This window comes from Micromonospora sp. WMMD1219 (assembly GCF_049315215.1).
GTDB classification, from domain to species: Bacteria; Actinomycetota; Actinomycetes; order Mycobacteriales; family Micromonosporaceae; genus Micromonospora; species Micromonospora tulbaghiae.
This window is the reverse complement of record NZ_CP186057.1, coordinates 1,195,415-1,217,534: the sequence shown is the minus strand read 5'-3', so window position 1 is coordinate 1,217,534 and position 22,120 is coordinate 1,195,415. Positions and strand designations below refer to the sequence as shown.

General features: G+C 73.3%; 25 protein-coding genes and 1 pseudogene. 8 read left to right on the top strand and 18 right to left on the bottom strand.

Annotated elements, in window-relative coordinates:
• Window positions 1-34: 34 nt before the first annotated feature.
• Window positions 35-958, top strand: a complete 924-nt coding sequence (locus ACN27C_RS05785; RefSeq protein ID WP_422750660.1) for an aminoglycoside phosphotransferase family protein — start codon at window positions 35-37, stop codon at window positions 956-958.
• On the opposite strand, the gene ACN27C_RS05780 is transcribed toward ACN27C_RS05785, so the two are convergent.
• The 3 genes and pseudogenes from ACN27C_RS05780 to ACN27C_RS05770 all read right to left on the bottom strand — a co-directional run.
• A complete protein-coding gene (locus ACN27C_RS05780) occupies window positions 924-1,253 on the bottom strand; it encodes a hypothetical protein (RefSeq protein ID WP_422750659.1) in 330 nt (109 codons plus the stop codon). The genes ACN27C_RS05785 and ACN27C_RS05780 overlap by 35 nt on opposite strands.
• Window positions 1,254-1,313: 60 nt before the next feature.
• Complete coding sequence (locus tag ACN27C_RS05775) at window positions 1,314-1,697, bottom strand: YybH family protein (protein WP_422751578.1); 384 nt, start codon at window positions 1,695-1,697, stop codon at window positions 1,314-1,316.
• A gap of 21 nt (window positions 1,698-1,718) precedes the next feature.
• Window positions 1,719-2,429 (bottom strand): annotated as a pseudogene (locus tag ACN27C_RS05770) (hypothetical protein); the annotation flags it as partial.
• Between ACN27C_RS05770 and ACN27C_RS05765 the strand changes: the two are divergent.
• Complete coding sequence (locus tag ACN27C_RS05765) at window positions 2,428-3,384, top strand: sulfotransferase family protein (RefSeq protein WP_422750658.1); 957 nt, start codon at window positions 2,428-2,430, stop codon at window positions 3,382-3,384. The pseudogene ACN27C_RS05770 and the gene ACN27C_RS05765 sit on opposite strands and share 2 nt — an antisense overlap.
• A gap of 20 nt (window positions 3,385-3,404) precedes the next feature.
• On the opposite strand, the gene ACN27C_RS05760 is transcribed toward ACN27C_RS05765, so the two are convergent.
• The gene (locus ACN27C_RS05760; protein WP_421499490.1) at window positions 3,405-3,929 is read right to left on the bottom strand and encodes a hypothetical protein; all 525 of its coding nucleotides are present in this window, start codon (window positions 3,927-3,929) and stop codon (window positions 3,405-3,407) included.
• 87 nt (window positions 3,930-4,016) lie between these two features.
• Complete coding sequence (locus ACN27C_RS05755; protein WP_350816707.1) at window positions 4,017-5,195, bottom strand: Fic family protein; 1,179 nt, start codon at window positions 5,193-5,195, stop codon at window positions 4,017-4,019.
• A gap of 131 nt (window positions 5,196-5,326) precedes the next feature.
• Between ACN27C_RS05755 and ACN27C_RS05750 the strand changes: the two genes are divergently transcribed.
• From ACN27C_RS05750 to ACN27C_RS05740, 3 genes are read left to right on the top strand one after another with little or no spacing between them, the layout of a single operon-like run.
• Window positions 5,327-5,794, top strand: coding sequence for a DUF4442 domain-containing protein (locus tag ACN27C_RS05750; RefSeq protein WP_422750657.1), 468 nt, complete (start codon window positions 5,327-5,329; stop codon window positions 5,792-5,794).
• A gap of 47 nt (window positions 5,795-5,841) precedes the next feature.
• Window positions 5,842-6,594 carry an HAD family hydrolase gene (locus tag ACN27C_RS05745; protein ID WP_357899538.1) on the top strand — a complete coding sequence of 251 codons (753 nt, stop codon included), beginning with the start codon at window positions 5,842-5,844 and terminating at the stop codon, window positions 6,592-6,594.
• On the top strand, window positions 6,591-8,963 hold the full coding sequence (locus ACN27C_RS05740; protein ID WP_422750656.1) for a glycoside hydrolase family 65 protein: 2,373 nt from the start codon (window positions 6,591-6,593) through the stop codon (window positions 8,961-8,963). The genes ACN27C_RS05745 and ACN27C_RS05740 overlap by 4 nt, the downstream gene beginning before the upstream one ends.
• A gap of 42 nt (window positions 8,964-9,005) precedes the next feature.
• Here the strand turns inward: ACN27C_RS05740 and ACN27C_RS05735 are convergent, their stop codons facing one another.
• The 3 genes from ACN27C_RS05735 to ACN27C_RS05725 all read right to left on the bottom strand — a co-directional run bounded on the left by ACN27C_RS05735 (window position 9,006) and on the right by ACN27C_RS05725 (window position 9,996).
• Entirely contained in the window at window positions 9,006-9,185 is a 180-nt protein-coding gene (locus ACN27C_RS05735; protein WP_120571974.1) for a hypothetical protein, read from the bottom strand.
• 101 nt (window positions 9,186-9,286) lie between these two features.
• Complete coding sequence (gene trxA / locus ACN27C_RS05730; RefSeq protein WP_228531255.1) at window positions 9,287-9,634, bottom strand: thioredoxin; 348 nt, start codon at window positions 9,632-9,634, stop codon at window positions 9,287-9,289.
• Window positions 9,604-9,996 carry a MerR family transcriptional regulator gene (locus ACN27C_RS05725; protein ID WP_013283752.1) on the bottom strand — a complete coding sequence of 131 codons (393 nt, stop codon included), beginning with the start codon at window positions 9,994-9,996 and terminating at the stop codon, window positions 9,604-9,606. Before ACN27C_RS05725 ends, trxA begins: the two co-directional genes overlap by 31 nt.
• A gap of 377 nt (window positions 9,997-10,373) precedes the next feature.
• Here ACN27C_RS05725 and ACN27C_RS05720 point away from each other — a divergent pair, with 377 nt between their 5' ends.
• Window positions 10,374-11,027 carry a dienelactone hydrolase family protein gene (locus ACN27C_RS05720; RefSeq protein WP_422750655.1) on the top strand — a complete coding sequence of 218 codons (654 nt, stop codon included), beginning with the start codon at window positions 10,374-10,376 and terminating at the stop codon, window positions 11,025-11,027.
• Window positions 11,028-11,164: 137 nt separating this feature from the next.
• On the opposite strand, the gene ACN27C_RS05715 is transcribed toward ACN27C_RS05720, so the two are convergent.
• Window positions 11,165-12,316 (bottom strand): AI-2E family transporter, encoded by a 1,152-nt coding sequence (locus ACN27C_RS05715; RefSeq protein WP_357899547.1) that lies wholly within the window; start codon window positions 12,314-12,316, stop codon window positions 11,165-11,167.
• Between the two features lie 130 nt (window positions 12,317-12,446).
• Between ACN27C_RS05715 and ACN27C_RS05710 the strand changes: the two genes are divergently transcribed.
• On the top strand, window positions 12,447-12,629 hold the full coding sequence (locus ACN27C_RS05710) for an antitoxin (RefSeq protein ID WP_073825939.1): 183 nt from the start codon (window positions 12,447-12,449) through the stop codon (window positions 12,627-12,629).
• Between the two features lie 119 nt (window positions 12,630-12,748).
• Here ACN27C_RS05710 and ACN27C_RS05705 read toward each other — a convergent pair whose 3' ends face one another.
• From ACN27C_RS05705 to eccB, 8 genes are all read right to left on the bottom strand, one after another.
• A complete protein-coding gene (locus ACN27C_RS05705; RefSeq protein ID WP_120571971.1) occupies window positions 12,749-13,360 on the bottom strand; it encodes a C39 family peptidase in 612 nt (203 codons plus the stop codon).
• A 146-nt stretch (window positions 13,361-13,506) separates the two neighbouring features.
• The gene (locus ACN27C_RS05700) at window positions 13,507-13,920 is read right to left on the bottom strand and encodes a pyridoxamine 5'-phosphate oxidase family protein (RefSeq protein ID WP_120571970.1); all 414 of its coding nucleotides are present in this window, start codon (window positions 13,918-13,920) and stop codon (window positions 13,507-13,509) included.
• Between the two features lie 12 nt (window positions 13,921-13,932).
• Window positions 13,933-14,277: a YkvA family protein gene (locus tag ACN27C_RS05695; RefSeq protein WP_121684409.1), complete on the bottom strand. Its 345-nt coding sequence runs from the start codon at window positions 14,275-14,277 to the stop codon at window positions 13,933-13,935.
• A 119-nt stretch (window positions 14,278-14,396) separates the two neighbouring features.
• The gene (locus ACN27C_RS05690; RefSeq protein ID WP_357899554.1) at window positions 14,397-15,227 is read right to left on the bottom strand and encodes a hypothetical protein; all 831 of its coding nucleotides are present in this window, start codon (window positions 15,225-15,227) and stop codon (window positions 14,397-14,399) included.
• A 156-nt stretch (window positions 15,228-15,383) separates the two neighbouring features.
• Window positions 15,384-15,839, bottom strand: coding sequence for a hypothetical protein (locus tag ACN27C_RS05685; protein WP_422750654.1), 456 nt, complete (start codon window positions 15,837-15,839; stop codon window positions 15,384-15,386).
• Window positions 15,840-16,000: 161 nt separating this feature from the next.
• The gene (locus ACN27C_RS05680; RefSeq protein ID WP_422750653.1) at window positions 16,001-17,287 is read right to left on the bottom strand and encodes a WXG100 family type VII secretion target; all 1,287 of its coding nucleotides are present in this window, start codon (window positions 17,285-17,287) and stop codon (window positions 16,001-16,003) included.
• Window positions 17,280-17,618 carry a hypothetical protein gene (locus tag ACN27C_RS05675; RefSeq protein ID WP_233585692.1) on the bottom strand — a complete coding sequence of 113 codons (339 nt, stop codon included), beginning with the start codon at window positions 17,616-17,618 and terminating at the stop codon, window positions 17,280-17,282. The genes ACN27C_RS05680 and ACN27C_RS05675 overlap by 8 nt, the downstream gene beginning before the upstream one ends.
• 149 nt (window positions 17,619-17,767) lie before the next feature.
• Complete coding sequence (gene eccB, locus ACN27C_RS05670; RefSeq protein WP_121684412.1) at window positions 17,768-19,237, bottom strand: type VII secretion protein EccB; 1,470 nt, start codon at window positions 19,235-19,237, stop codon at window positions 17,768-17,770.
• A gap of 162 nt (window positions 19,238-19,399) precedes the next feature.
• On the opposite strand from eccB, the gene ACN27C_RS05665 reads away from it, so the two are divergent.
• Window positions 19,400-20,572 carry a type VII secretion protein EccE gene (locus ACN27C_RS05665; protein ID WP_121684413.1) on the top strand — a complete coding sequence of 391 codons (1,173 nt, stop codon included), beginning with the start codon at window positions 19,400-19,402 and terminating at the stop codon, window positions 20,570-20,572.
• On the opposite strand, the gene eccD is transcribed toward ACN27C_RS05665, so the two are convergent.
• Window positions 20,556-21,953 (bottom strand): type VII secretion integral membrane protein EccD, encoded by a 1,398-nt coding sequence (gene eccD / locus ACN27C_RS05660; protein ID WP_120571963.1) that lies wholly within the window; start codon window positions 21,951-21,953, stop codon window positions 20,556-20,558. The genes ACN27C_RS05665 and eccD overlap by 17 nt on opposite strands.
• Between the last annotated feature and the right edge of the window lie 167 nt (window positions 21,954-22,120).

Sequence of the window (22,120 nt, the reverse complement as noted above, 5' to 3'; positions counted from 1 at the left end):
TCTCGGTCCCCCGCCACGGCGCACACCCGTCGGCGTGGAGCAGGTGCGTCGCCTGGTCGCCGACCAATTCCCGCACCTGGCCGGCCTCCGGGTCGAGCCGGTCGCCAACGGCGGCTGGGACAACTGGACCTTCCACCTCGGCCCCGAGCTGCTGGTGCGTCTGCCCAGCGCTGCCGAGTACGCCCTGGCTGTCGACAAGGAACACCTGTGGCTCCCGGCCCTCGCCGCTCGGCTGCCGCTACCCGTCCCCGCGCCGCTGGCGAAGGGCGAGCCGGGTGCGGGCTACCCGTATCCGTGGTCGATCTACCGCTGGCTCGACGGCGAGACCGCGGCCGTGGACCGGATCGCCGACCCGGTGCGGTTCGCCCTCGACCTGGCCGACTTTCTCGTGGCCCTGCACGGCGTCGACGCCACCGGCGGGCCGCAGCCGGGTATCCACAACTGGTTCCGGGGCGGCACTCTGCGCACGTACGACAAGAAGGTCGAGCGTGCGCTCGCGGCGCTGGGCGGCCACGTCGACGGCGAGCTGGTCCGCGAGATCTGGGGGCGGGCACTCGACTCCCGCGGGGACGGGGTGGACCGCTGGTTCCACGGGGACATCGCCCCGGGGAACCTGCTGCTCGCTCACGGCCGGCTGGCGGCCGTCATCGACTTCGGGACATGCGGCGTCGGTGACCCGGCCTGCGACCTGGCGATCGCCTGGACGTTGCTGACCGCCGAGGGCCGGGAGGCGTTCCGCGAGCGGCTGTCGGTGGATGACGCGACGTGGGCGCGCGGACGCGGCTGGGCCCTCTGGAAGACCCTTTCCACCTACTCCCGCTCTTTCGACGACCCCGAGGACACGGAAGAATCCGCGGACGCCCACCGTGTCCTCGGGGAGATGTTCTCCGAATACGCCGCCGGCGCCGTCGAGGCGGCGAACGTCAGCAGGAGCTCATCCGGTCGATCGGAACCGTGAGGCTCGCGCTCACGACCATCGTGAACACGGATGCCGCGAGCCACGGCCAGGGACTCCGGACACGGCTCCACCTGCTGCCCCAGGCGAGGGCGACGGACAGGCCCGCCGTCAGCAGCATCACCACGCTCAGCAGGAAGAGGACCAGCCTCGCCTGTTGAAAGGAGTCGACCGTGTCGTTCGGGCACGGTGCCGTGGGCGCGAGGAACGGCAGGCAACTGAGACAGCCGACAAGGGTGAGCAGCCCCGACAACACGGTGACCACAATCGCCGCAGCCCTGGCCGCACTGGATCGCATCTCCCGGAGGGTAGGGATCGAAGGTCTCGCGGGCGACACGACCAGGCAACGGTGCCGACCTCACCCGGCGCCGGCGGCCTGCTCTCCCGGCGCGAACGGCCACTCCTCGAACGACAGGCACCGGCCGTCCTCGGCGAACCGCATGATCCAGAGATCGCGCCATTCCTGGTCGACGGGGTCGCCGTACCGGACCTGGACCCGGGCCACAGCGGTGTCGCCGTCGACGGCGACCACCTCCGCTGTCATCTCGAAGGTCTCGTCGGGCCCGTCGCGCTCGCTGTCCCACATGCGGGTGATGGCGGGCAGGCCGACGACCGGGTCCCGGTACGGCCCCTGCTGGTAGCTCGCGTCGGACGTGAACATCGTGCCGAGCGCCGCCGTCCCCGGTGTGCGCCACGCCTGCTCGTACGCCGCGATCCAGGCGGCCACCCGATTCCGGTCCATGGTTGCCAGCCTGCCACCCGAGCGTGCCCGGGTCTCCCAGATCGGCTGCGCGGGGTCGTCGTTGTGCACGACGACGTCGGCGTGCTCGACCGGGCGGGCCGTGGCGAAGTAGAGCCGCTGGGCGGGGAGGTAGCGCTCGCGCCAGCGCCGTTCGACGTCCGCGCGCGGCGACACCTCGCGCTCACGGATCACGGCACGATCCACGGTCCGGTCGAGCGCGGTCGAGACGAAGACGCGAAGCTCCCACCGGTCGACCAGCTCCGGGCGCAGGAGGAAGACGCCGTCGACGATCAGCACGGCGTCCGCCGGGGCGGTCGTGAGCGGCGGGGACAGCACCGTATCCGTGGCGTGGTCGTAGACCGTGTGCCGGAAGCGTCGATCGCCGCCCGGGCCGAGCGGATCGAGCAGCACCCGCTTCAGCGCCCCGTGGTCGTGGGTGTCGACGTAGCAGCCCTCGGCCGAGAACTCGCCGCGTCGATAGCGCCGCGCCCGGGGGAAGAGGAAGTCGTCGACTGTCGCCCGGATGACGTACCGGCCGCGGGCGCGCAGGACGTCGGCCAGCTCGTCGGCGAGCGTGGTCTTGCCGGCTGCGGGCGGCCCGTCGACGGCGACCCGGATCGGGTGCGCCACGGTGACGGACCCGATCGCGTCGGCCAGGAGGTCGGTCAGCTGATCACGGCGGGGATAAATGGATTGCCGCCGCGCCGGGCCGGGAGTTTGACTGCCGTCCATGCCGTCTCCCTCACCGGTCTTCGTCGCGGGCACGGGCCGTTCGGGCACGTCGCGGATCGCCGACATCATCGGCCAGCATCCGCTGATCCACCGGATCCCGATGGAGACCAAGTTCCTCGTCGAACCCGGTGGCCTGCGGGACCTGGCCGACGCGCTCACCGACCGGTACGACCCCATCGTCGGCGAGGACGCCCTGCACCGGCTGAGCGACTTCCTCACCGTACGCGTGCCCGGCCGGCGTGACGACCGTGGCAAGACAGTGCCCGAGCTGGTCGGCGAGCGGCGTTACCGGGACGCCGTACACCAGCTCTGGCCCCGGCTGATCGCGCACGCCTTCGAGGAGCCCGTGCCCGCGGAGGGCTTCGGCGACGGCGACCGCCCGGCCGGGCCGTTCGGGCCGGCCAGCCGACGGCGGGTCGTCCCGAGGTACTTCCACGACCGGGGCGAACTGATCGCCGTCCTGCGGGGCCTGGTCGAGACCCTGTTCGGCGGGGCGGCGGCCGACGCGGGCAAACCGACCTGGTGCGAGAAGACGCCGTTCAACCTCTTCGCCATGGACTTCCTGTGGGAGCTGGTCCCCGAGGCGACGATCGTGCACGTCAAGCGTCACCCGGTGGCGGTGTTCGCCTCCCACCTGGCCCAGCCGTGGGCGCCGTCCACTGTCGACGGGGTGCTCGCCTACCTCGTGCCGGTCTACCAGCGATGGCTGGCCTGGAAGGACGCGGCCGATCTGGCGGGCAGGCGATACGTCGAGGTGAAGGCGGAAGACCTGGCGGCGGACTGGCCCGGGCAGCGGCGGGCCCTGTTCGAGCGGCTCGGCGTCGAGGACGCCGTCACCGCGTTGACGTTCCAGGCGGACAAGCTGGCGCACCGCGACGACCAGTTCGACGCCGGCACCCGCGCGTACGTCGAGCGGGAACTGGGCGAGATCATCCCCGCGATGGGATACGAGTGACGGCAGCGATGGCCCCCGGATCACGCCTTGTGGCGCAGCTCGCGGAGCACGCCGTGCCGGCGCAGCGCCCACCCCAGGCGCCGTGCGCCGGGGTGCCTGACGAACAGCACCGCCGCCCGGCGGATCAGCCCGAACCGGTTGTCGCTCACCTGGTCGTCGACCGCCCGCCAGATCAGCTCGCGTACGCCGGCGCTGTCCAGCATCGCCCGTACCTCGTGGCGTACCCGGGGATCCTCGGCCGCGGACGTGACGGCGGTGACCAGGCCGGGCCGGTCGGCGAGCGGCTCCACCGCCGCGGAGACCAGCGGCCGGCGTACGGTGTCCCGCTCCAGCAGCAGCAACACCGCCTCCCGGACCTCGGTGCTGTCGAGCCCGGACCGCAGCAGGCCCAGCGCGCTCCGCTCGACCTCGCGGTCACGGTCCGGCAGGGACAGCGCAGCCAGCAGCACCGTCACCTCGTCGAGGTCGACGAGGTGACGCAGCCCGTCGCGGAACTCCGGCAGCGCCCACGCCACCGTCAGGCCGCGCGCGAGATCGCGGTTCATGGGCCACTCGCTACCCGGAGTCGGCAGCCTCCGAAACGCCGCTGGACTGATCCACCGGGCCGGACAGCGCCGTGAAACGGACCGTGGTTACAACCGCTCACCTGAGCCGGTCGTATTGGCAGCCTCGGTCGCGAGAACGACCGGCATGGCCGGATAGGGGTCGCTGATCGGCTTGCGCTGAGCATGGACCCGTTCCCGCACCATCACCAGCGTGGGGCCGGCGACGTAGTGCCTTCCCCGCCGTTCGCCACGTGCTTCCAGCAGCCCGTGCTCGACAAGGTTGGCCAGATCACGAGATGCGGTCCGATCCTCGACATCGGCAAGTTTGACGTACCCGGAGCGGCGGATGCGATAGCCCAGGACTGCCTCGTAGAGCAGATCGGTCACCCGCTCAGGGAGCCTGTTCTCGCCAACGATCGCGTCCAACTCCGACCAGATGCCAGACGCCTCACCGAAGCGGCGCGCCACGGTCTGCGCCTGCATGTGATGGGCGCGCAGGTTGAACGACACCCAGAGGTGCGCCGAACCCTCGGGGTTCCAGCGGCCACGCCCGGTAACCGCCAGCACTCGGTAGTAGTCCTCCGTGTTGCTGCCCAGCCATTCCTCGATGCTGGAGAAGGCCGGCTCAACGATTGCGCGCCGGGAAAGCACCAGCGTCTGAAGGGCGCGTGCCATCCGCCCGTTGCCATCGCGGAACGGATGGATCATCACCAGGTTCAGATGCGCCATGGCTGCTTTGACGAGCGGGGAGGCGGTCACGTCCGACCGTAGATCTTCGGTCAGTTCCTCCATGAGTTGAGGTACGTGGTCGGCGTCCGCGCCCTCGTACACCCGCTCATCGGTCCGCTCATCGTGTACATAGATCGGGCCCTTGCGATATTGCCCCGGGCTCTTGCCCAAATCGTGCGAGAGCATCATGTAGTGCATGCTGCGGATCACCGACGTCTCGAAGCGGAAGTGCGGATCCCCGGCGGTTTGCAGCACGTATCCCAGAGCCTGCCGATAGCCCCGGATCTCGGCGAAGGTCCGGTCGTCGGCGCTCAGCGGTTCCTCGTCGTCCAGCGCGGCGGCGGCGTCGTCCTCGGCGACCACGTAGCCCTCAATGCTGTTGGAGCCGAGAATCGCGCGGGCCAACATCGTGCGTCGGAGGCCACCGGTCCACCGGCGAGGACTGCGCAGGACATCGGCGAGGGTGCGGCGCATGTCATGCACCTCCGCCAGCACGGTTTCGTCGTGATCGCTGAGTTCTGGGGTGGCGTAGATCATCTCATGTCCTAATGTCTCTTAATAAGAGACAAGCCTAGCGCCTGTCGGCGCGGATGTCACTTAGTTAGTGACATTGGGCCATCGTGACCCGATACCTTGCCGGGGAAGTTACTGGCGAGTAGCGTTCGGGCATGAGCATCGACTCTCGCCAGGTGGCGGCCGGTCTTCTCGACGCCGTGCCGTTCGCCCGCACGCTCGGAATCGAGTTCGTCGAGGTGGCGCCCGAGGCCGAGGGCGGGGTCCGGGCCGTGGTCCGGCTACCCGACGACCCGGCGCACCACAACCACGTGGGCGGCCCGCACGCCGGGGCCATGTTCACGCTGGGGGAGACCGCCTCCGGCGCGGTTGTGCTGGCCGCGTTCGGGCAGGTGCTCGACCGGGCCGTACCCCTGGCCGTGACCGCGACCATCCGCTACCTCAAGGTGGCGGTGGGGCCGGTGCTGGCGACCGCCCGGCTCGGGCGTCTGCCCGCCGACGTGCTGGCCGAGCTGGACGCGGGGACGCGGCCCGAGTTCCCCGTCGAGGTGGAGATCGGCACCGAGGAAGGTACCGTCACCTCGGCTCTCACCGTGATCTGGACGCTCCGCCCGAACCGCTGAGCCCGGAACGGGGTTTGCCCGGCGCGGGGTCTGGTTAGATTCAAGCGATGCTGGGCCTCCCCGCGCACGTGCGCGCTTGTCTCTTCGATCTGGACGGTGTGCTGACGCAGACCGCCAAGGTGCACAACGCCGCCTGGGCGGAGACGTTCGACGCGTACCTGCGGCGACGGTCGGCCGAAACCGGCGAGCCGTTCCACCCGTTCGACCCCGGACCGGACTACAACCGGTACGTGGACGGCAGACCGCGCGCCGACGGGGTGCGCACATTCCTGGCCTCGCGCGGCATCACGCTGCCCGAGGGATCGCCGGACGACCCGCCCGAGGCGGACACCGTCAACGGCCTCGGCAACCGCAAGAACGTCGTCCTGCTCCAGCAGATCGAGCAGCGCGGCGTCGAGGTGTACGAGGGTTCGGTGCGCTACCTGGAGGCAGCCACCACGGCCGGGCTGCGCCGCGCGGTCGTCTCGGCCAGCGCCAACTGCGCCGCCGTGGTGCACGCCGCCGGGCTGGACCGCTGGCTGGAGGCGCGGGTGGACGGCGTGGTCGCCCGCGCGAGCGGGCTGCGCGGCAAACCGCACCCCGACACGTTCCTGGAAGGCGCCCGGCTGCTCGGCGTCGAACCGGCGCAGGCCGCCGTCTTCGAGGACGCCCTCGCCGGGGTGGCCGCCGGGCGGGCCGGCGGATTCGGGTACGTGATCGGCGTCGACCGGGTCGGCCAGGCCGACGAGCTGCTGGCGCAGGGCGCCGACGTGGTGGTCACCGACCTCGCCGACCTTCTCGCCCCGGAGCCGGCCGCGTGATCCGGGAACGGGCGTACCCGGTCGAGCCCTGGCACGTCCGGGAGATGCAGCTCGACATGGACGTGCTGGCCCAGTCCGAGTCGGTGTTCGCGCTGTCGAACGGCCACATCGGGCTGCGGGGCAACCTCGACGAGGGCGAGCCGCACGGGCTGCCCGGCACCTACCTGAACTCCTTCTACGAGCTGCGCCCGCTGCCGTACGCGGAGGCGGGCTTCGGTTTCCCCGAGTCCGGGCAGACCATCGTCAACGTCACCAACGGCAAGCTGATCCGGCTGCTCGTGGACGACGAGCCGCTCGACGTGCGCTACGGCGAACTGCTCGCCCACGAGCGGGTCCTCGACATGCGCGCCGGCACGCTCCACCGGGACCTGCACTGGCGCTCGCCGGCCGGCCGCGAGGTCAAGGTCCGCACCACCCGGCTGGTGTCGTTCACCCAGCGCTCGGTGGCCGCCATCCACTACGAGGTGGAGCCGGTCGACGGGCCGCTGCGCCTGATCCTCCAGTCCGAGCTGGTCGCCAACGAGTCGCTGCCGCCGCAGAGCCGCGACCCCCGGGTGGCCGCCGTCCTGGAGTCGCCGTTGCAGGCCGAGGAGGAACTGACCACCGACGACGGCGGCCAGCTCATCCACCGGACCAAGGTCAGCGGCCTGCGGGTCGCCGCCGCGATGGGCCACGACGTCGACGGGCCCGAACGCACCACGATCGAGAGCGAAGGGTACGAGGACTGGGTCCGCACCACCATCGGCTGCGTGCTCCAGCCCGGCCAGAAGCTGCGAGTGGTCAAGTACCTGACGTACGGCTGGTCCAGTCGCCGGTCCCTCCCGGCGCTGCGCGACCAGGTCGGCGCGGCGCTCGCCGCGGCCCGGCTCGACGGCTGGGACGGCCTGCGCCGGGCCCAGCGCGAATACCTGGACGCGTTCTGGGACGCCGCCGACGTGCGCGTCGAAGGCGACCCCGAGGTGCAGCAGGCCGTCCGCTTCGGCCTCTTCCACGTCCTCCAGGCCGGCGCCCGCGCGGAACGGCGGCCGATCTCGGCCAAGGGCCTCACCGGCCCCGGGTACGACGGCCACGCGTTCTGGGACACCGAGATGTTCGTGCTGCCGGTGCTCACGTACACGCAGCCGGGAGCGGTCCGGGACGCGTTGCAGTGGCGGTACGACACGCTGGCCCAGGCGCAGGAACGCGCCCGCACGCTGAACCTCGAAGGCGCTGCCTTCCCGTGGCGCACCATCGAGGGGCCGGAGTCGTCGGCGTACTGGCCGGCCGGCACCGCCGCGTTCCACATCGCCGCCGACGTCGCCGACGCGCTGCGCCGCTACGTGCTGGTCACCGGCGACGAGGCGCTGGAACGGGAGATCGGGCTGGAACTGCTGGTCGAGACCGCCCGGCTGTGGCGCTCGCTCGGCCACCACGACCGCGCCGGACGGTTCCACATCGACGGCGTGACCGGCCCGGACGAGTACACGGCGGTGAAGAACGACAACGTCTACACCAACCTGATGGCCCAGCGGAACCTGCGTACCGCAGCGGACTGCGCGATGCGCTACCGGGACCAGGCGCTCGACCTCGGCGTCACCGAGGAGGAGGCCGCCGCCTGGCGGGACGCCGCGAACGACATGCACGTCCCGTACGACGCGGAGACCGAGGTGCACGAGCAGGTGGAGGGCTTCACCCGCTTCCAGGAGTGGGACTTCGAGCACACGCCGCCGGAGAAGTACCCGCTGCTGCTGCACTACCCGTACTTCGACCTCTACCGAAAGCAGGTCGTCAAGCAGGCCGACCTGGTGCTGGCCATGCACTGGCGCGGCGACGCGTTCAGCGCCGCCGAGAAGCTGCGCAACTTCGTCTACTACGAGCGGCGCACCGTACGCGACTCGTCGCTGAGCGCCTGCACCCAGGCGGTGCTGGCGGCCGAGGTCGGCCACCTCGAACTGGCCCACCGCTACCTGCGCGAGGCCGCGCTGATGGACCTGCACGACCTCAACGAGAACACCCGCGACGGCGTGCACATGGCGTCCCTGGCCGGTGCCTGGATCGCGCTCGTCGCCGGGTTCGGCGGGCTGCGGGACCACGACGGGACGCTCTCCTTCGCGCCCCGGCTCTCCAGCCGCCTCAGCCGCCTGGAGTTCTCGCTCCAGTGGCGAGGGATGCGCCTGCGGGTCGACGTCCGGCCGCACCAGACGACGTACTCGCTGCGCAACGGCGGCCCGGACACCGTCGTGGAGCTGCGGCATCACGGCGAGCCGCTGCGGGTCACCTCCGCGCAGCCGGTCACCGTGGCGGTGCCACCGGCACACCCCAGCGGGCCGCAACCGGAACAGCCGCAGGGCCGCGCGCCGCTGATGCACCTGCCGGAACGCATGGACTGAGCGGCCCCGCCACGAAGGGCGGGACCGCTCGGTACGCGTACCTCAGAACTGGCGGCCGTTGGACGGACGCCCGCCGGCGTCACGCGGCGCCGTGGCCCGCGGATCGTCGGCGGTACGCGCCGTGGCGGCGCGGTCGGCCCAGTCCGGCGAGTCCTTCAGCTCCTGCTTGCGGCGTTCCTGGTCGGTGAGTTCCTGTTCCCTGGACCTGTCCTGTTTCGCCATGACGATCCTCGCGATCGGTCGGGGTCCGTGGTCACCCCGCGCGTTCCCGCCCGGCGGCGGCTCAACCGTCCCGGCGAGGGCTCAGCCGTCCCGGCGAGGGCTCAGCCGTCCACGTGCTGCGCGAAGCTGCGGCGCAGGTGGTCCTTCGGGCGGGAGCCGACGATCGAGCCGACCACCTCGCCGTCGCGGAACACCAGCATGGTCGGCGCGGACATGATCCGGTGGGCGCGTGCGGTGGCCGGGTTCTCGTCGGTGTTGAGGGTGACGAAGCGCAGCGCGTCGCCGAACTCCTCGGCCAGCTCGGCGAGGTGCTTCGACACCACCCGGCACGGCGGGCACCACTCGGCCCAGAAGTCCACCACCACCGGCCGGTCGGCGGCCAGCACCGTGGCCGCGAACGTGTCGTCGGTGACCGGGTTCAGCCGGCCGGTCCCCGTGTCCTGAGGCATGTTTCCTCCCGTTGGGCGATCGCGTGGGCGAGCTGGTCGTGCAGCCGGCGGCGGACGTCGCCGAGCCGGTCGAGGTAGTCGTCCACCTCGGCGAGCTTGCGCCGCAGCACCGCCACCGAATCGGGGCAGACGTCACCGGAGTCGTTTCCGGCGCGCAGGCAGGCGACGAACGGGCGGATGTCGTCCAGGCCGAAGCCGATCGCCAGCAGCGACCGGATCTCGCGGACGACGCGCAGTTCCGCCTCGTCGTAGACCCGGTATCCGTTGGCGGACCGGTTCGGCCGGACCAGCCCGTGGGCCTCGTAGTAGCGCAGGGTGCGGGTGCTCGTACCGGCCCGCTGCGCCAGCTCCCCGATCCGCATCCGCCGCCCCCGTCCCTCACTGCCAGGTCGACGCTAAACCTTGCCGCCGACGTCAACGCAACCCGCACGCGTGCGCTTTCCCCCCGGGGGCTGTCCCCGTCGATCATGAAGTTGGCGGCGTTTTCGATCTCGGAATCCGCCGCCAACTTCATGATCAACCCCGTCCGGGGCGGTGTGCGGGGTTGGGGCGCTGCCCTTGTGGATCTTGGTACGAAATGGCCTCTCCAGGGGCCGTTTCGTACCAAGATCTGCCCCGAGGTCTTCCCCGGTCGCATTGATCATGAAGTTGGCGGGGTGGGGGAGCGCTTTCTGGGCCGTCAACTTCATGATCGTCGGGGTGGGGGGTATGCGGTGGGGGAGAGCGGGGGGTGAAGGAGATGCGTGAGGTCTCGGTGACTGTGGTGGACGGCGGGCTCGTGGGGGACGTGGTGGTGCCGGCCGGGGCGCGGGGGGTGGTGCTGTTCGCGCACGGGAGCGGCAGCTCGCGGCACAGCCCGCGCAACACGGCCGTCGGGCGCGCGCTCAACGAACGCGGGCTCGCAACGATGCTCGTCGACCTGCTCACGGCCGACGAGGAGGCCCGGGACGAGGTCACCGCCGAGCTGCGCTTCGACATCGGGATGCTGGCCGAGCGCCTGGCCGGGATCGTCGACTGGATGGGTGCCGACCCGGAGCTGGGGCGGCTCCCGATCGGGCTGTTCGGCGCCAGCACCGGCGCCGCCGCCGCACTCGTCGCCGCCGCGGCCCGGCCGGACCGAGTGGGCGCTGTGGTCTCCCGCGGCGGCCGGCCCGACCTTGCCGGCAGCTCACTGACTGCGGTACGCGCACCGACGCTCCTGCTCGTCGGCGGCCTGGACGAGCAGGTGATCGTGCTCAACGAGCAGGCCCGGGACGCGCTGGGCGAGGTCGCGGAGCTGCGCGTCGTGCCCGGCGCCACGCACCTGTTCGAGGAGCCCGGGACGCTGGAGCAGGTGGCCGACCAGGCAGGTACGTGGTTCACCACGCACCTGCGCCAGCCGCATCCCGCCTGACCGGCACTCGCGCCGGCCCGCATGGAACGGCCGCGGCGGCCGGGCGGCCCTCACCTCGTGAGGCCGCCAGCCCGCGCCACGCGCTGTCGGACCGCGTCGGCAGTCGGACCGCGCCGGCAGTCGGACCGCGCCGGTCGTCAGCCCGCTGCCTCGGCGGCGCGGCCCGGGTCGGCGGTCGGTGCGGGAACGCCGGTGCCGCTCCGTTCGGCGGCGCGGTGCCGCTGCACGGTGTCCAGCACCCGCCACAGCACCGCCGCGATCGGCACCGACACGAACGCGCCGGCTACCCCGGCGACCAGCGTGCCGGCCGTGACCACCACGAGGATGACCGCCGGGTGCAGCTGCACCTGGCGCCGCATGACGAGCGGCTCCAGCAGGTTGCCCTCGATCTGCTGGACGGCGATCACGGCGGCCAGGGTCAGCAGGGCGGTGGTGGGACCGTTCGCGGCCAGCGCGACGAGCACCGCCACCGCACCGGCCACCGTGGCGCCGATGATCGGCACGAACCCGCCGAGGAACGTGATCAGGGCGAGCGGCAGGGCCAGCGGGACACGCAGGACGACCAGGGCCAGCCCGATGCCGATGGCGTCGATGGCCGCGATGATCATCGTGCCCCGGCTGTACGCGCCGAGCGTCCGCCAGCCCGCCCGTCCCGCCTCGGCGGTCAGCTCCCGGCGCGGGCCGGTCAGCCGGCGCAGCACCCAGTGCCACATCGAGCGGCCGTCCTTGAGCAGGAAGAACAGCAGCACCAGGGCGAGCAGCATCGCGCCCGCGACCTCGGCGACCTTGCGCGCCCCGGCGACCGGGTCGGGCGCACCGCTGCTCAGGCCCTGCCGGATCTGCTCCACGAGCCGGTCGAGCTGCTGGTCGGTGACCGGCAGGCTGGACGTGACGAAGTCGCGGGTGCGCTGCAACCCCTCGTCGAGCTGCTGGCTCAGCTCGCCGAACTGGCTCGCGGTGAGGTTCCAGACCAGGACGCCCGCGCCGCCCAGGATGCCGAGCAGCAGCAGGATGCTCAGCAGCGCGGCGAGCCCGGCCGGCACCCGCAGCCGGCGCAGGCGCACCAGCACCGGGTCGAGCAGCGCGGCGAGGAAGAGCGTGCCGGCCAGCGCCACCGCCAGCGGCGCGAGCAGGACGGCGATCTGCCCCAGCAGCCACAGCCCGGCCGTCACCACCAGCAGGCAGGCGCTCCAGGTGACCGCCGTCCGTACCGGCCAGGGCAGTCCGGCCCAGGTCTGCCGCCCTCCGGCGGCCGGTGCCCGCCCGGGTATTCCAGCGTCGTCGTCCACGTCGCCCTCCTCGATCGTGGCCGTTGGTACCCGACGCGGGTCGATCCGACACCAGGGCCGCAACCGCCCACCCGGTGTTTGTGCCCCCGGCCTTAGGGAAGGCATTCAACGTATCGAAGGGAGATCCGACATGAGCGACTTCATGGACAAGGCCAAGGACTTCGCGGACAAGCACGACAAGCAGGTCGACCAGGGCATCGAGAAGGCGGGCGACGCGGCCGACAAGCGCACCGGCGGCAAGTACGACAACCAGATCGACAAGGGTGTCGACGCCGCGCAGCAGCGCACCGGCGAAGGCGACACCGGTCGCTGACGTACGCCCGCTCAGAGGCCGGAACACGACGGCGGCCACGCCCCCGAGGGGAGCGTGGCCGCCGCGGCGTCGGGCCGGCCTCCACAGCGGAGACCGGCCCGTTCGTCAGGCGTCGCGGGTCAGGAGCTGTAACCGCGGCCGGCGATCCAGTTGGCCAGCTCGGTCACGTCCATCCAGTACGTCGGCTCGTCCGGCCGGGCCGGGTCGGCGATCAGCACCCGGTCGCCGTCGCCCTCGTACCGCACGACGGTCACGTAGTGGCCGGGGTAGCTGTGCTCCACCCCGTCGATGTCCCGGGCGCCGCCCAGGATGTTCGCCACCACCGGCCGGTCGTCGTCCACAGCGGTACGGATGTCCGCGCGCAGGCGTTCGACCTGCTCCCGGGTGGCCACGTCGTCGCGGATCTCGGTGGTCCGGTACTTGCCTCCGGTGTACTCGTTGAGCACCCGGGTGATGTCGATGGCCGAGTCGGTGCCGTTCTCGGTGGTGCCGAGCTTGGCGGCCAGCTCGTCCTGGCTCACGTCCTTGCCCTCGGCCGACAGCGCGATCCGGGTCGAGGCGGGACCGCAGTAGAAGAAGTTCGGCTGCGCCTGGTACTCGTAGTCGGCGGTGCGGTCGCCCTTGCCCTTGACCGGGGCGGCGTGGGCGGCGGCGGCCGGACCGGCGACGGCACCACCGGCGGCGGCCAGACCGGCGACGGACAGCACACACTTACGGATGATCGGGTTCATGGTCGAGGCTCCATTCGGGGGTCGATGGCTCCGTGCGGGAGACGCGGCACCAGGAGTGGCGCTCGGCGTACGGAGAGTTCAACCGCCCTGCCGCGGCAGCCCATTTCCGGGCGTGACCGGGGCCACCGCGGAACCGGACAGAAGCCTCAGCCGGGGAGACTTCCCAGGAGCCCGGTCACCGCGATCTCGATGACCACGCGCTCCGGATTCGGACGCGGCGTGCGATACCGCTCGGCGTACCGGCGCTCCGCCTCGGCCACCGACTCCGGGTCGCGGCGCAGCACCGCCCGGCCCTCCACCGTCAGCCACCACCGGCCGTCGACCTGGCACACCGCGACCGGGACGCCGTCCGGTCCGGCCGCCGCGACGTGCCGGGCCTTGGCCGACCCGGCTGAGGTGATCACCCGGGCCAGCCGGGCCGCCGGGTCGAAGGTCACTCCCACGGGTACGACGTGCGGGGTGCCGTCGGCGCGCGGTGTGGTGAGCGTGGCGAGGTGCCGGTCCGCGAAGAAGCGGGCCACCCGCTCGTCGTGCGGGTCCAGCCGGTGATGCCCAGCCATGCTGTCTCCTCGTCAGGGACGGTCGGACGGGCGCGGCGGGGCTGCGGCCAGCGGCACCGCCGGGGCTGACTGGGCGGCCCGCTGCTCGGCGCGGTGCTTGGCGACCAGCCGGCCCAGGTAGAACAGCGCGCCGGCCAGCACGCCCATGTCGTCCAGGTAGATCGGGTCGGGCAGCAGGTCCACCGGCAGGATCGTGTAGATCAGCGCGCCGTAGAACGCGACCTTGCCGCCGGCGCCGAGCGCGCCGAGCATGCGGCGGGTGCGGACCACCCGGATGGCGAGCAGCACCGCCCCGGCCAGCATGGCCGCCGCGAGGACGGCGGCGAGGACGACCAGCACCCAGGTTTCACGGGACACGCCACCACGCTAGTCGAGCCCGGCCCGCCACGCCCGGCGGTCGTCCCCGCCGCGAGGAGCGTCCGCCCGTGGCCGGGTCGCGGCCGGGGCGACGTCCCGCCAGGCCGCTGCCGGCGTCCTCAGGTCGCCACGGCAGCCCGGCCGCGCGCCACCGGCGGCAGCTCGCGGGTGACGTCGGTGCCCGTCCCGGCCGGCAGTTCCCGGGTGGTCTCCGGGCCGGCGAAGCCCACGATGGAGAGCGCGGTCTGCGGCTCGGCGACCGGGTGCAGTGCCGCGAACGCCTCGTCGCGCAGGCTCTGCGCCGCCGCCGCGGCCCGCTCGGCTGCCTGCCAGGCGGCCTGCTCCCGCTGCGTGGCGGCGCGGTGCCGTGCCGCCATGTTGTCCCGGACCAGCCGGCGCAGCAGCAGTTCCTGCTCCACCGGGTGCCGGCTCGGATCCCAGCCGTTGCCGCCGAGGATGTCGCTGAGCTGCCGCACCGTGATCTCGTCGCGCCACTGGGCGTCCATCGCGGCCCGGTGCAGCCAGCGCTCCCGGTCGGCGTACTCGGCCGGGGTCTTGGCGGTCCGGGGCAGCGGCAGCGCTGCGGCGGCGCTCAGGCGCCGGACGTCCTCCTCGGCCGCCTGGTACGCGTGCCAGGCGGCCTCGGCCTCCTCCTGGGCGGTCAGCCACTCGGCGCGGCTCCGCTCGGCGGTCGCCGTCGCACGGGAGGCCGCCACGGCCACCTCGTCGGCGTAGCGGATCCGCTCCTGGTCCCGTACGCGGGCCCGCTCGGCGCGTTCGATGCTGCTCGGCCGGGCGGCGTCACTGATCCGGTCGACCAGTTCGGAACGGAACCGGGACGGGCGGACGATCAGCGCGGCGACCACTGTCGCGGCCACGGCGAGCAGGACCAGCCAGATCACGGCGGCCGCGGGCATGTCGGGCAGGACGGTGGAGAAGACGGTCTGCATCACCAGCACCTCGTGGTGGAACGAAGGACGATCAACGGTTGTGGCCCGGACATCCGGGCGGGTGCGCGTCGTGACTTCAGACGCGACGGGACGCGCGCAGGGCGCGAGGCGTGCGGCCCGTGGGACCGCGCCGGGGCGTACCGGAAAGGCGCCCGGTCAGGCGCGCGGCGGACCGCGACGGGCGATGTCCGCCCGGCCGGGGTCGGCGGCGGCGACCACCTCGACGCCGGGAACGGGCCCGGCGGAGTCGGCGGAAGGGGCTCCGGTGACGGCCGGGCCGGTGCCGGGACCGGTGGTCCGCAGCGCGGCGGTCGGGGCGTCGGTCGCCGTGAGTTCGGCGGAACGTGCGGCGCCGGTCGTGACCGCCTGCCGCGTCGCGGCGTGCCCGACGGCGGTGACGTGCTTGATCGCCCCGACGTGCTCGATCGCCGTGACGTGCTCGGTGGCGACGGCGTGCGAGGCGATGCTGGCGTGCGAGGCCGCGTCGGCGTGGGCGGGTGCGGCGGCGATGCCCTGGAGGCCGACGATCAGCACCAGGCCGGCCACGGCCGTGCGGGCGATTCGGCGCAGCGTCGCCGTCCAGGTGGACGGGGCGAACGCTACGGGCAGCACCGTTTCAACCTATCGGTCGGCGGAGGATCTCGCAGCTCAAGGATCTTGCGGTTTACGTGAGCCACCCCACGGGTCGGTGTGGACGGAGGCCCACGCAGGGCCCGACGCGCGACGGCGCGGCGCCCCTGCCGGGGTGCCGCGCCGTCGCGTGGATGCCGGGGTCAGTTGCCGCCGAGCACCGGCGGCGGGGCGGCGTCACCGTCGCCCCAGACCATCTCGTCCTCGGTGAGCCAGGTCAGCCGGCCGTCGGACTCGTCGTCGCCGTGGCCGCCGCGCCCGCCCAGCACGCCGCCGCGACCGGCCATCGCGGGCCGCCCGGTGGCGCCGCCGGTGCGCCCGGCGGACTTGCTCCCGGCGTCGACCACGAGGCCGCGACCGGAGGTGAGCCGGCCCGTGCCGGCGGCGGAGCGGTTGTCAGCGCCGGGCATGCCGCCGAGACGAGCCGCCGACGCCGAGTTGGCGCCGGTGCCCGCGAGCGAGCCGGTGCTCAGCACGCCGGGGGCGCCGTAGAGGGCACCACCGCCTCCACCTGCGGTCATCGTGGTCGGGCCGGCGCCGCCGGGACCGAAGCCCGGGCCGCCGCCGATCGTCGGACCGCCGACGGTGCTGGTCAGCGGAGCGGCGCCGGCGAGCGAGGTGCCGCCCGGGTCGACGGTGCCGCCGACCGGCACCGAACCCGGAGCACCGGCGCCGGGCTGGCCACCAGGGGTGCCCGCACCCGGCGTGCCCTCGCCCGGCGTGCCGCCGGTCGGGGCCGTGTGGTGCACGCCCGACGTGGTGGCGGTGGCGCTCGCGCCCGGGCCGAAGCTGCCCAGGCTCGGGCCGGACGACGGCGTCTTCACCGACGGCCCGTTCTGTAGCGTCGGGTCACCGTTGCCGGCGTGGCCGGGCAGCTCGGTCTCCGGCGGGTCGGGTACGACGATCCGGCCGTACGCCGAGAAGTCGTAGCCCTCGGCGAGCTTCGCCACGACCTGCACCATCCGCTGGTGCGCCTTCTCCTGCTCGGCCTTGTCCTGCTGGTGGCCGACGATCCCGCCGATCACCGCGCCGGGGGCGCCACCGATCAGGAAGCCCTTGCCGGCGCTGGAGAGCAGCTTGTCGTTGTCGTCGGTCTTCTCCGGGCTCTCCGCCTTGGACTGGGCGGCCCGCAGCTCGCTGGACATCATGTCGAGGCCCTGTCGGATACCCGTCATGCCCTCGGCGAGGTTGCCGGAGTAGCGGACGACCATGTCCAGCCGGCGGTGGAACTCGCGCGCGGCGTCGCCGGTCCAGGTCTTCGCCAGCGCCTCCAGGTCGGCGGTCAGGTCGCGGCCGAGATCGTCGAGCGTGCCCTTCAGGGAGGTCCACTGGGCGCTGAGCGCCTCGATCTGCTTCGGGTCGCCGGCGTTGACGCCCTGGTAGAGCTCTTCGTGACTGACGTGCTCGTAGCGCCGGGTGTACTCAGACACGCGGGTCCTCCTTCGGCTGCTTCATCGCCTCGTTCAGCCCGGAGAGGGCGGCGGCGATGTCGGCCGCGGCGGCGGCGTTGCGGGCCTCGGCGGTCTTGTAGTTCGTCATGATCTTGTGGGTCGCCTCGCGGGCGGCCAGGATCGCCCGGCGCAGCCGGTCGACGTGGTTGACGTAGCTCTGGTGGGTCTCGGAGTAGCGACGTGCGTTGTCGGTCGCGTCGGTGAACGTGCCGAGCGCCGGCGGGCGGCACTGCATCTGGGTGTTGAGCTTGCGCAACACCGACTCCGCCTCGTTCAGGCGCCGCTCGAGCCGCTGGTGAAAGTCCTCCAAGGACAGTACGTCTACTGTCGTGCGCCCCGTCATGGCTGCATCCCCGTAGTCATCGTCGATAACCGTTCGCCGTACTCAGGTTAGTCGAAGCGAGCCAACCCGGGCGACCCGTGACGGAGATCCTCCACTTCGTATCGGTCCGGGGCCGGTCAACCGCCCTGGACCTGCGCCGCCGCGCCACCGGCCGAGGGCGTCGCGGTGGCCCCCGGTGGCGTCGACGCATCGAAGTAGGTCATCGCGTCCTCGCGGGACAGCGTCGGACCGGTCGGCACCAGCGCCAGTAGCGAGGCGGGTACGGCGAGCGGCGTCACGTCGCCGTACCCGAGCGCGCTCTTCGCGTCGCCCCCGGCGGTGCCGAGCGGATAGCGGATGCCCTGGGCGGTGATCAGGTAGACCGTCGAGCCGGCCGCCGCCTTGCCGCTCTCCCCGGCCGTGGCCTGCACCAGCACGCCCTTGCCGCCGGGCAGCAGCACGCTCTCGGCGGTGCGTACCGCGTCCCGGGCGCCCTGCCGGGCCGGCATCGCGGTCGCCGAGGTCAGCTCGGCCGGCGGAGAGTCGAAGACCTCCAGCGTGGTGGCCGGCGGCTGACCGGCCGGGCCGGGCCGGTAGGTGGCGCAGAGCACCGTCCGTCCCGGACGGACCTCGTGCAGCGTCGGCAGCCGGGCCGGCAGGCCGTCCGCGTCCAGGCGCTGGTCGGTGAGGAGCCGGCCCGCCTCGTCCGGTGTGATCTGCGTCACCTCGCCGCCGCCGCCGAGCAGCAGCAGCGCGGTCACCTCGCGGACGGTCGCCAGCCCTTGCCGGGTGAGCACGTAGTACTGGCCGGCGGCCTGGTAGACCTGGCCGATCCGGGCCGGCCGGTCGGCCACCGTCAGCCCGCTGGCGCTGCCGTCCCCGGCAATCGTCGGCTTGCGCAGCACCGGCCCGACCGGCACCGCGTTCAGCAGTTGCTGCCCGACGGTCAGGTTCGTCGCGCCGGCCATCTTCAACGCCACCAGCGCCTGCTCGTCACCGGCGACCCGCAGCCGGGAACCGCCGGTGAGCAGGTAGCGGGCGTCGCTGGTCCGCACCACCACGGCCCGGTCGGTGAGCGCCGTACCGCCGGGCAGCGCGCGGTCGATCACCAGGTGCGTGGTGGAGCGCTGCGGGTCGTTCGGATCCGGCACGTCGCACACCGACCAGGGGAGCCCGACCAGCGACTTGCGGTCCGGCAGGTCGTCCGGGGCGCCCACGATGCCGACCAGCCGCCCGCGTGGACGGTCCTTGATCGACGCCTGGGACATGGTGCGCGGCTGCGCCGCGGCGTCGTTGACGATCAGCCGCGCCGAGGCGTAGTTGAGCGTCGGGCGCAGCACCTTGTCCTCGCCGAAGTAGTACGTCGCGCCGGTCTCCCGCTCGATCACCAGCGTGTTCGGCTCCAGCGGCGCGGAGTTGCTGGTGAGCTGCCCGTACGCGCCCACGCCGCCGAGCACCACGGCCGCCGCGATGACGCTGCCGAACACCGCCATGCCGAGGCGGCGCATCGGCAGGTCGTTGGTCTCCGGATCACCGGAGAGCAGCGCCGAGACGATGCGGCGGGTGACGAACCGGTACGCCTGCACCTGATCGCGGCGGGTCCGCATGACTAACCTCCGGCGGGGGTGGGTCCACGGCGACAGGACCGAACGGCGCCGCGGGCTTCCCTACGATAAGGGGCCGTCGGGGGTGCGCCGGACCCCGTCCGCCGCCCGAACGACCGCACCCGCCCGGCGGATGCCCAGGATGTCCAGAAGGGACGCACACCGATGACGCAGCTCCAGGCGCCACCCGGTCGTACCGCCACCGTTCCCGCCGTACCGCCGGACCGGCCGGTCACCCCCGCCGACAAGCGCCGCCGGGGACGGCTCGGCCCGGTCGTGGTCGGGCAGCTCGTGGTGGTGGAGTGCGCCGCGCTCGCGGTCTGGTTCGCCACCGCCGGCCCGGCGTGGCTGCTCGGGGTGGTCGCCGTCCTGGCGCTGCTGGCGGTGGTCGCGGCGTTCGCGCGCCGGGGCGGCCGCTGGTGGTACGAGGATCTGATGCTCCGGCGTCGGCTGCGCCGGCGCCGCGACCGGGCCCGGAGCGCGGCGCCCGGTGGTGACCCGAGGCTGGCCGCGCTCGCCCCGGAGCTGACGGTGGTGGAGCTGACCGAGCGCGGCACCCGGCTCGGCATCGGGCAGGACGACCGGGGCTGGTTCGCCGCGCTGGCGCTGACCGGCCGTCCCGGCGCGCCCGCCGGCTCGATCGAGGCGGCCGTGGTGGACCGCGCCCTGGCGGTGCTCGCCGACTTCTCCGGCCCGGTCACCCAGACCCAGGTCGTCTCGCACACCCTGGTCTGGTACCCGGCGCCCGGCGCGCCGCCGTCGGCGTACCGGACCGTGTGGGTGGCGCTGCGCCTGTCGGTGTCCGACGCGCGGGCCGAGGCGGTGAGCCGTGGCGGCGGTCTGCGCGGCGTGCACCGCACGGTGGCGGCCGGGGTGGGCCGGCTCGGCAAGGCGCTCAACGCCGCCGGCCTCGGTCACCGGGTGCTCGACCGGAACGAGCTGCACGCGGCGGTGGTGTCCGGAGCCGGGCTCGACCTGGCGCCGGAGTCCCCGGTGGAGACGTGGACCAGCCTGCGCGGAGGCGGCTGGACGCAGCGCTGCCTGGCCCTGCGGGTACGCCCCAACGGCTCGCTCGGCGCGCTGGTGGACGCCGTCACCGCCACCTCGGCGCCCTCGCACACGGTCGCCGCGGTGGTGCTCCCGGGCGGCCGGCAGGTGCCGCCGCTGCTGCGGGTGGCAGCCATGGACGGGCACGCCGAGGCGCTGGTGAAGGCGGTCCGGGAGATGGCCCGGCGCGCGGGCGTGCCGGCCCGCCCGCTGGACGGCCAGCACGGCCCCGGCGTCTACGCCACCGCGCCGGTCGGCACCGCGATGGGGACCGTCACGGTCGAAGGTTGACGATCCAGCCGTACGCGCCGCACACCCAGACGGCCAGCGGCACCAGCGCGATGATCAGCAGGATCTCGACGATGTCCAGGGTCCGGCCCCAGACCGGGGAGATCCGCTTGCCGGCCACGGTCAGGCCGTAGACCAGGCTGATCACGGCCAGCACGGCCAGGCCGCCCAGGATCAGCCCGAGGCGTGTCGCCAGCGAGCCGGCGGCGAACGTGGCGGCGGCGACCAGCCCCAGGCCGACGGTGCCGGACAGCAGCACCGGCGTGCGCTGGGCGCGGCTGAGGAACGGGCGTGCCCGCAGCAGCGACAGCAGCGCCAGCACCAGGCAGAGCAGGACCGCCGGGAGCCGGCCGTTCCCGGCCAGCACCACCTCGCCGCCGAGCACCAGCAGCGAGACGGTCCAGAGCAGGCCGGTGAGGAACGCGTCGGCGCGCTCGCTGTTGCGCAGCACCGACGGCCCGTCCACCGACTCGGTGTCGGTCTTGAGGTCGTCCGGGCCGGTGGGAATGGACGGCACCGGCAGGCGGGCCAGGCGGTAGGCGAGCATCGGCAGCGCGGGCAGCGCGCCGAACGCGACCGTCGCGACCACCGCCGCCGAGGCCGCCGCGCCGATGTCGAAGGCCAGGCTGAGCACCGCGCCGAGGCCGACCGCCGCACCCACGCCCACCGCGCCGAGGAACAGCGGCAGGCGGTCGCCGACGGCGAGCGCGGCGACCGCGCCGAAGACCACCACGGCGGTGCCGGCGAGCAGGACGTGCGGACTCGCCAGCTCGCCGAGGGTCCGGTCCCCGGCCAGCACCAGCAGGCCGCCGACGCCCGCGTAACCGATCCCGACCAGGGCCAGCACCGCGCCGGTGCGGCTGTCGCCGGCGGCGCGGGACAGCACCGCGGCGCCGACCAGCAGCGCCACCGCGACCACGAACGCGGCCGCCGCGCCGGGAAGCTGCGGCGGGCCGGTGAGCAGCGTCGCCACCGCGCCCGCGGCGAGCGCCGAGGCGGCCAGCAGGACCGCGAACGTCCGCGTGGTGCCGACCTGCCAGGCGCCCGCCCGCTGGGTGGTGGAGGTGGCGACCGCGTCCACCACGTCGTCGAAGACGATCTCGGGGGCGGTCGCGGCGCGCGGGTTGAAGTAGAGCACCTCGCCGTCGCGGACGCCGAGCTGCGCGGCGGTCCGGCCGCCGTCGAGCGGCTGACCGCCGAGCCGGGACAGCGCCCAGCCGCCGTGCCGCACGCCCTCGTCGGCCAGGTCCTCGCCCGCGTACCGCAGCAGCGTGGGAAGCAGGTCGGCGAGCGGCACGTCGGACGGCAGCGCCAGATCCATCCTGGTACGCGGCGCCACGATGGTGATCCGGCTCAGCCCACCGGTCGCCGTCTTCGTCGCCACAGTGGCCTCCTCGTGCTCGCATACGATCCGCTGGGCCGTCGGCGTCGCCCCCACGGGTCCACGACGCCACCGGGAGATTACCTACGATGGCGGTCGCACAGGTTGCCCACCCGACGCTCACCGGCGGTGGCAGACCACGATCAGGGCCACTTCTGGGGAGGGGAGAG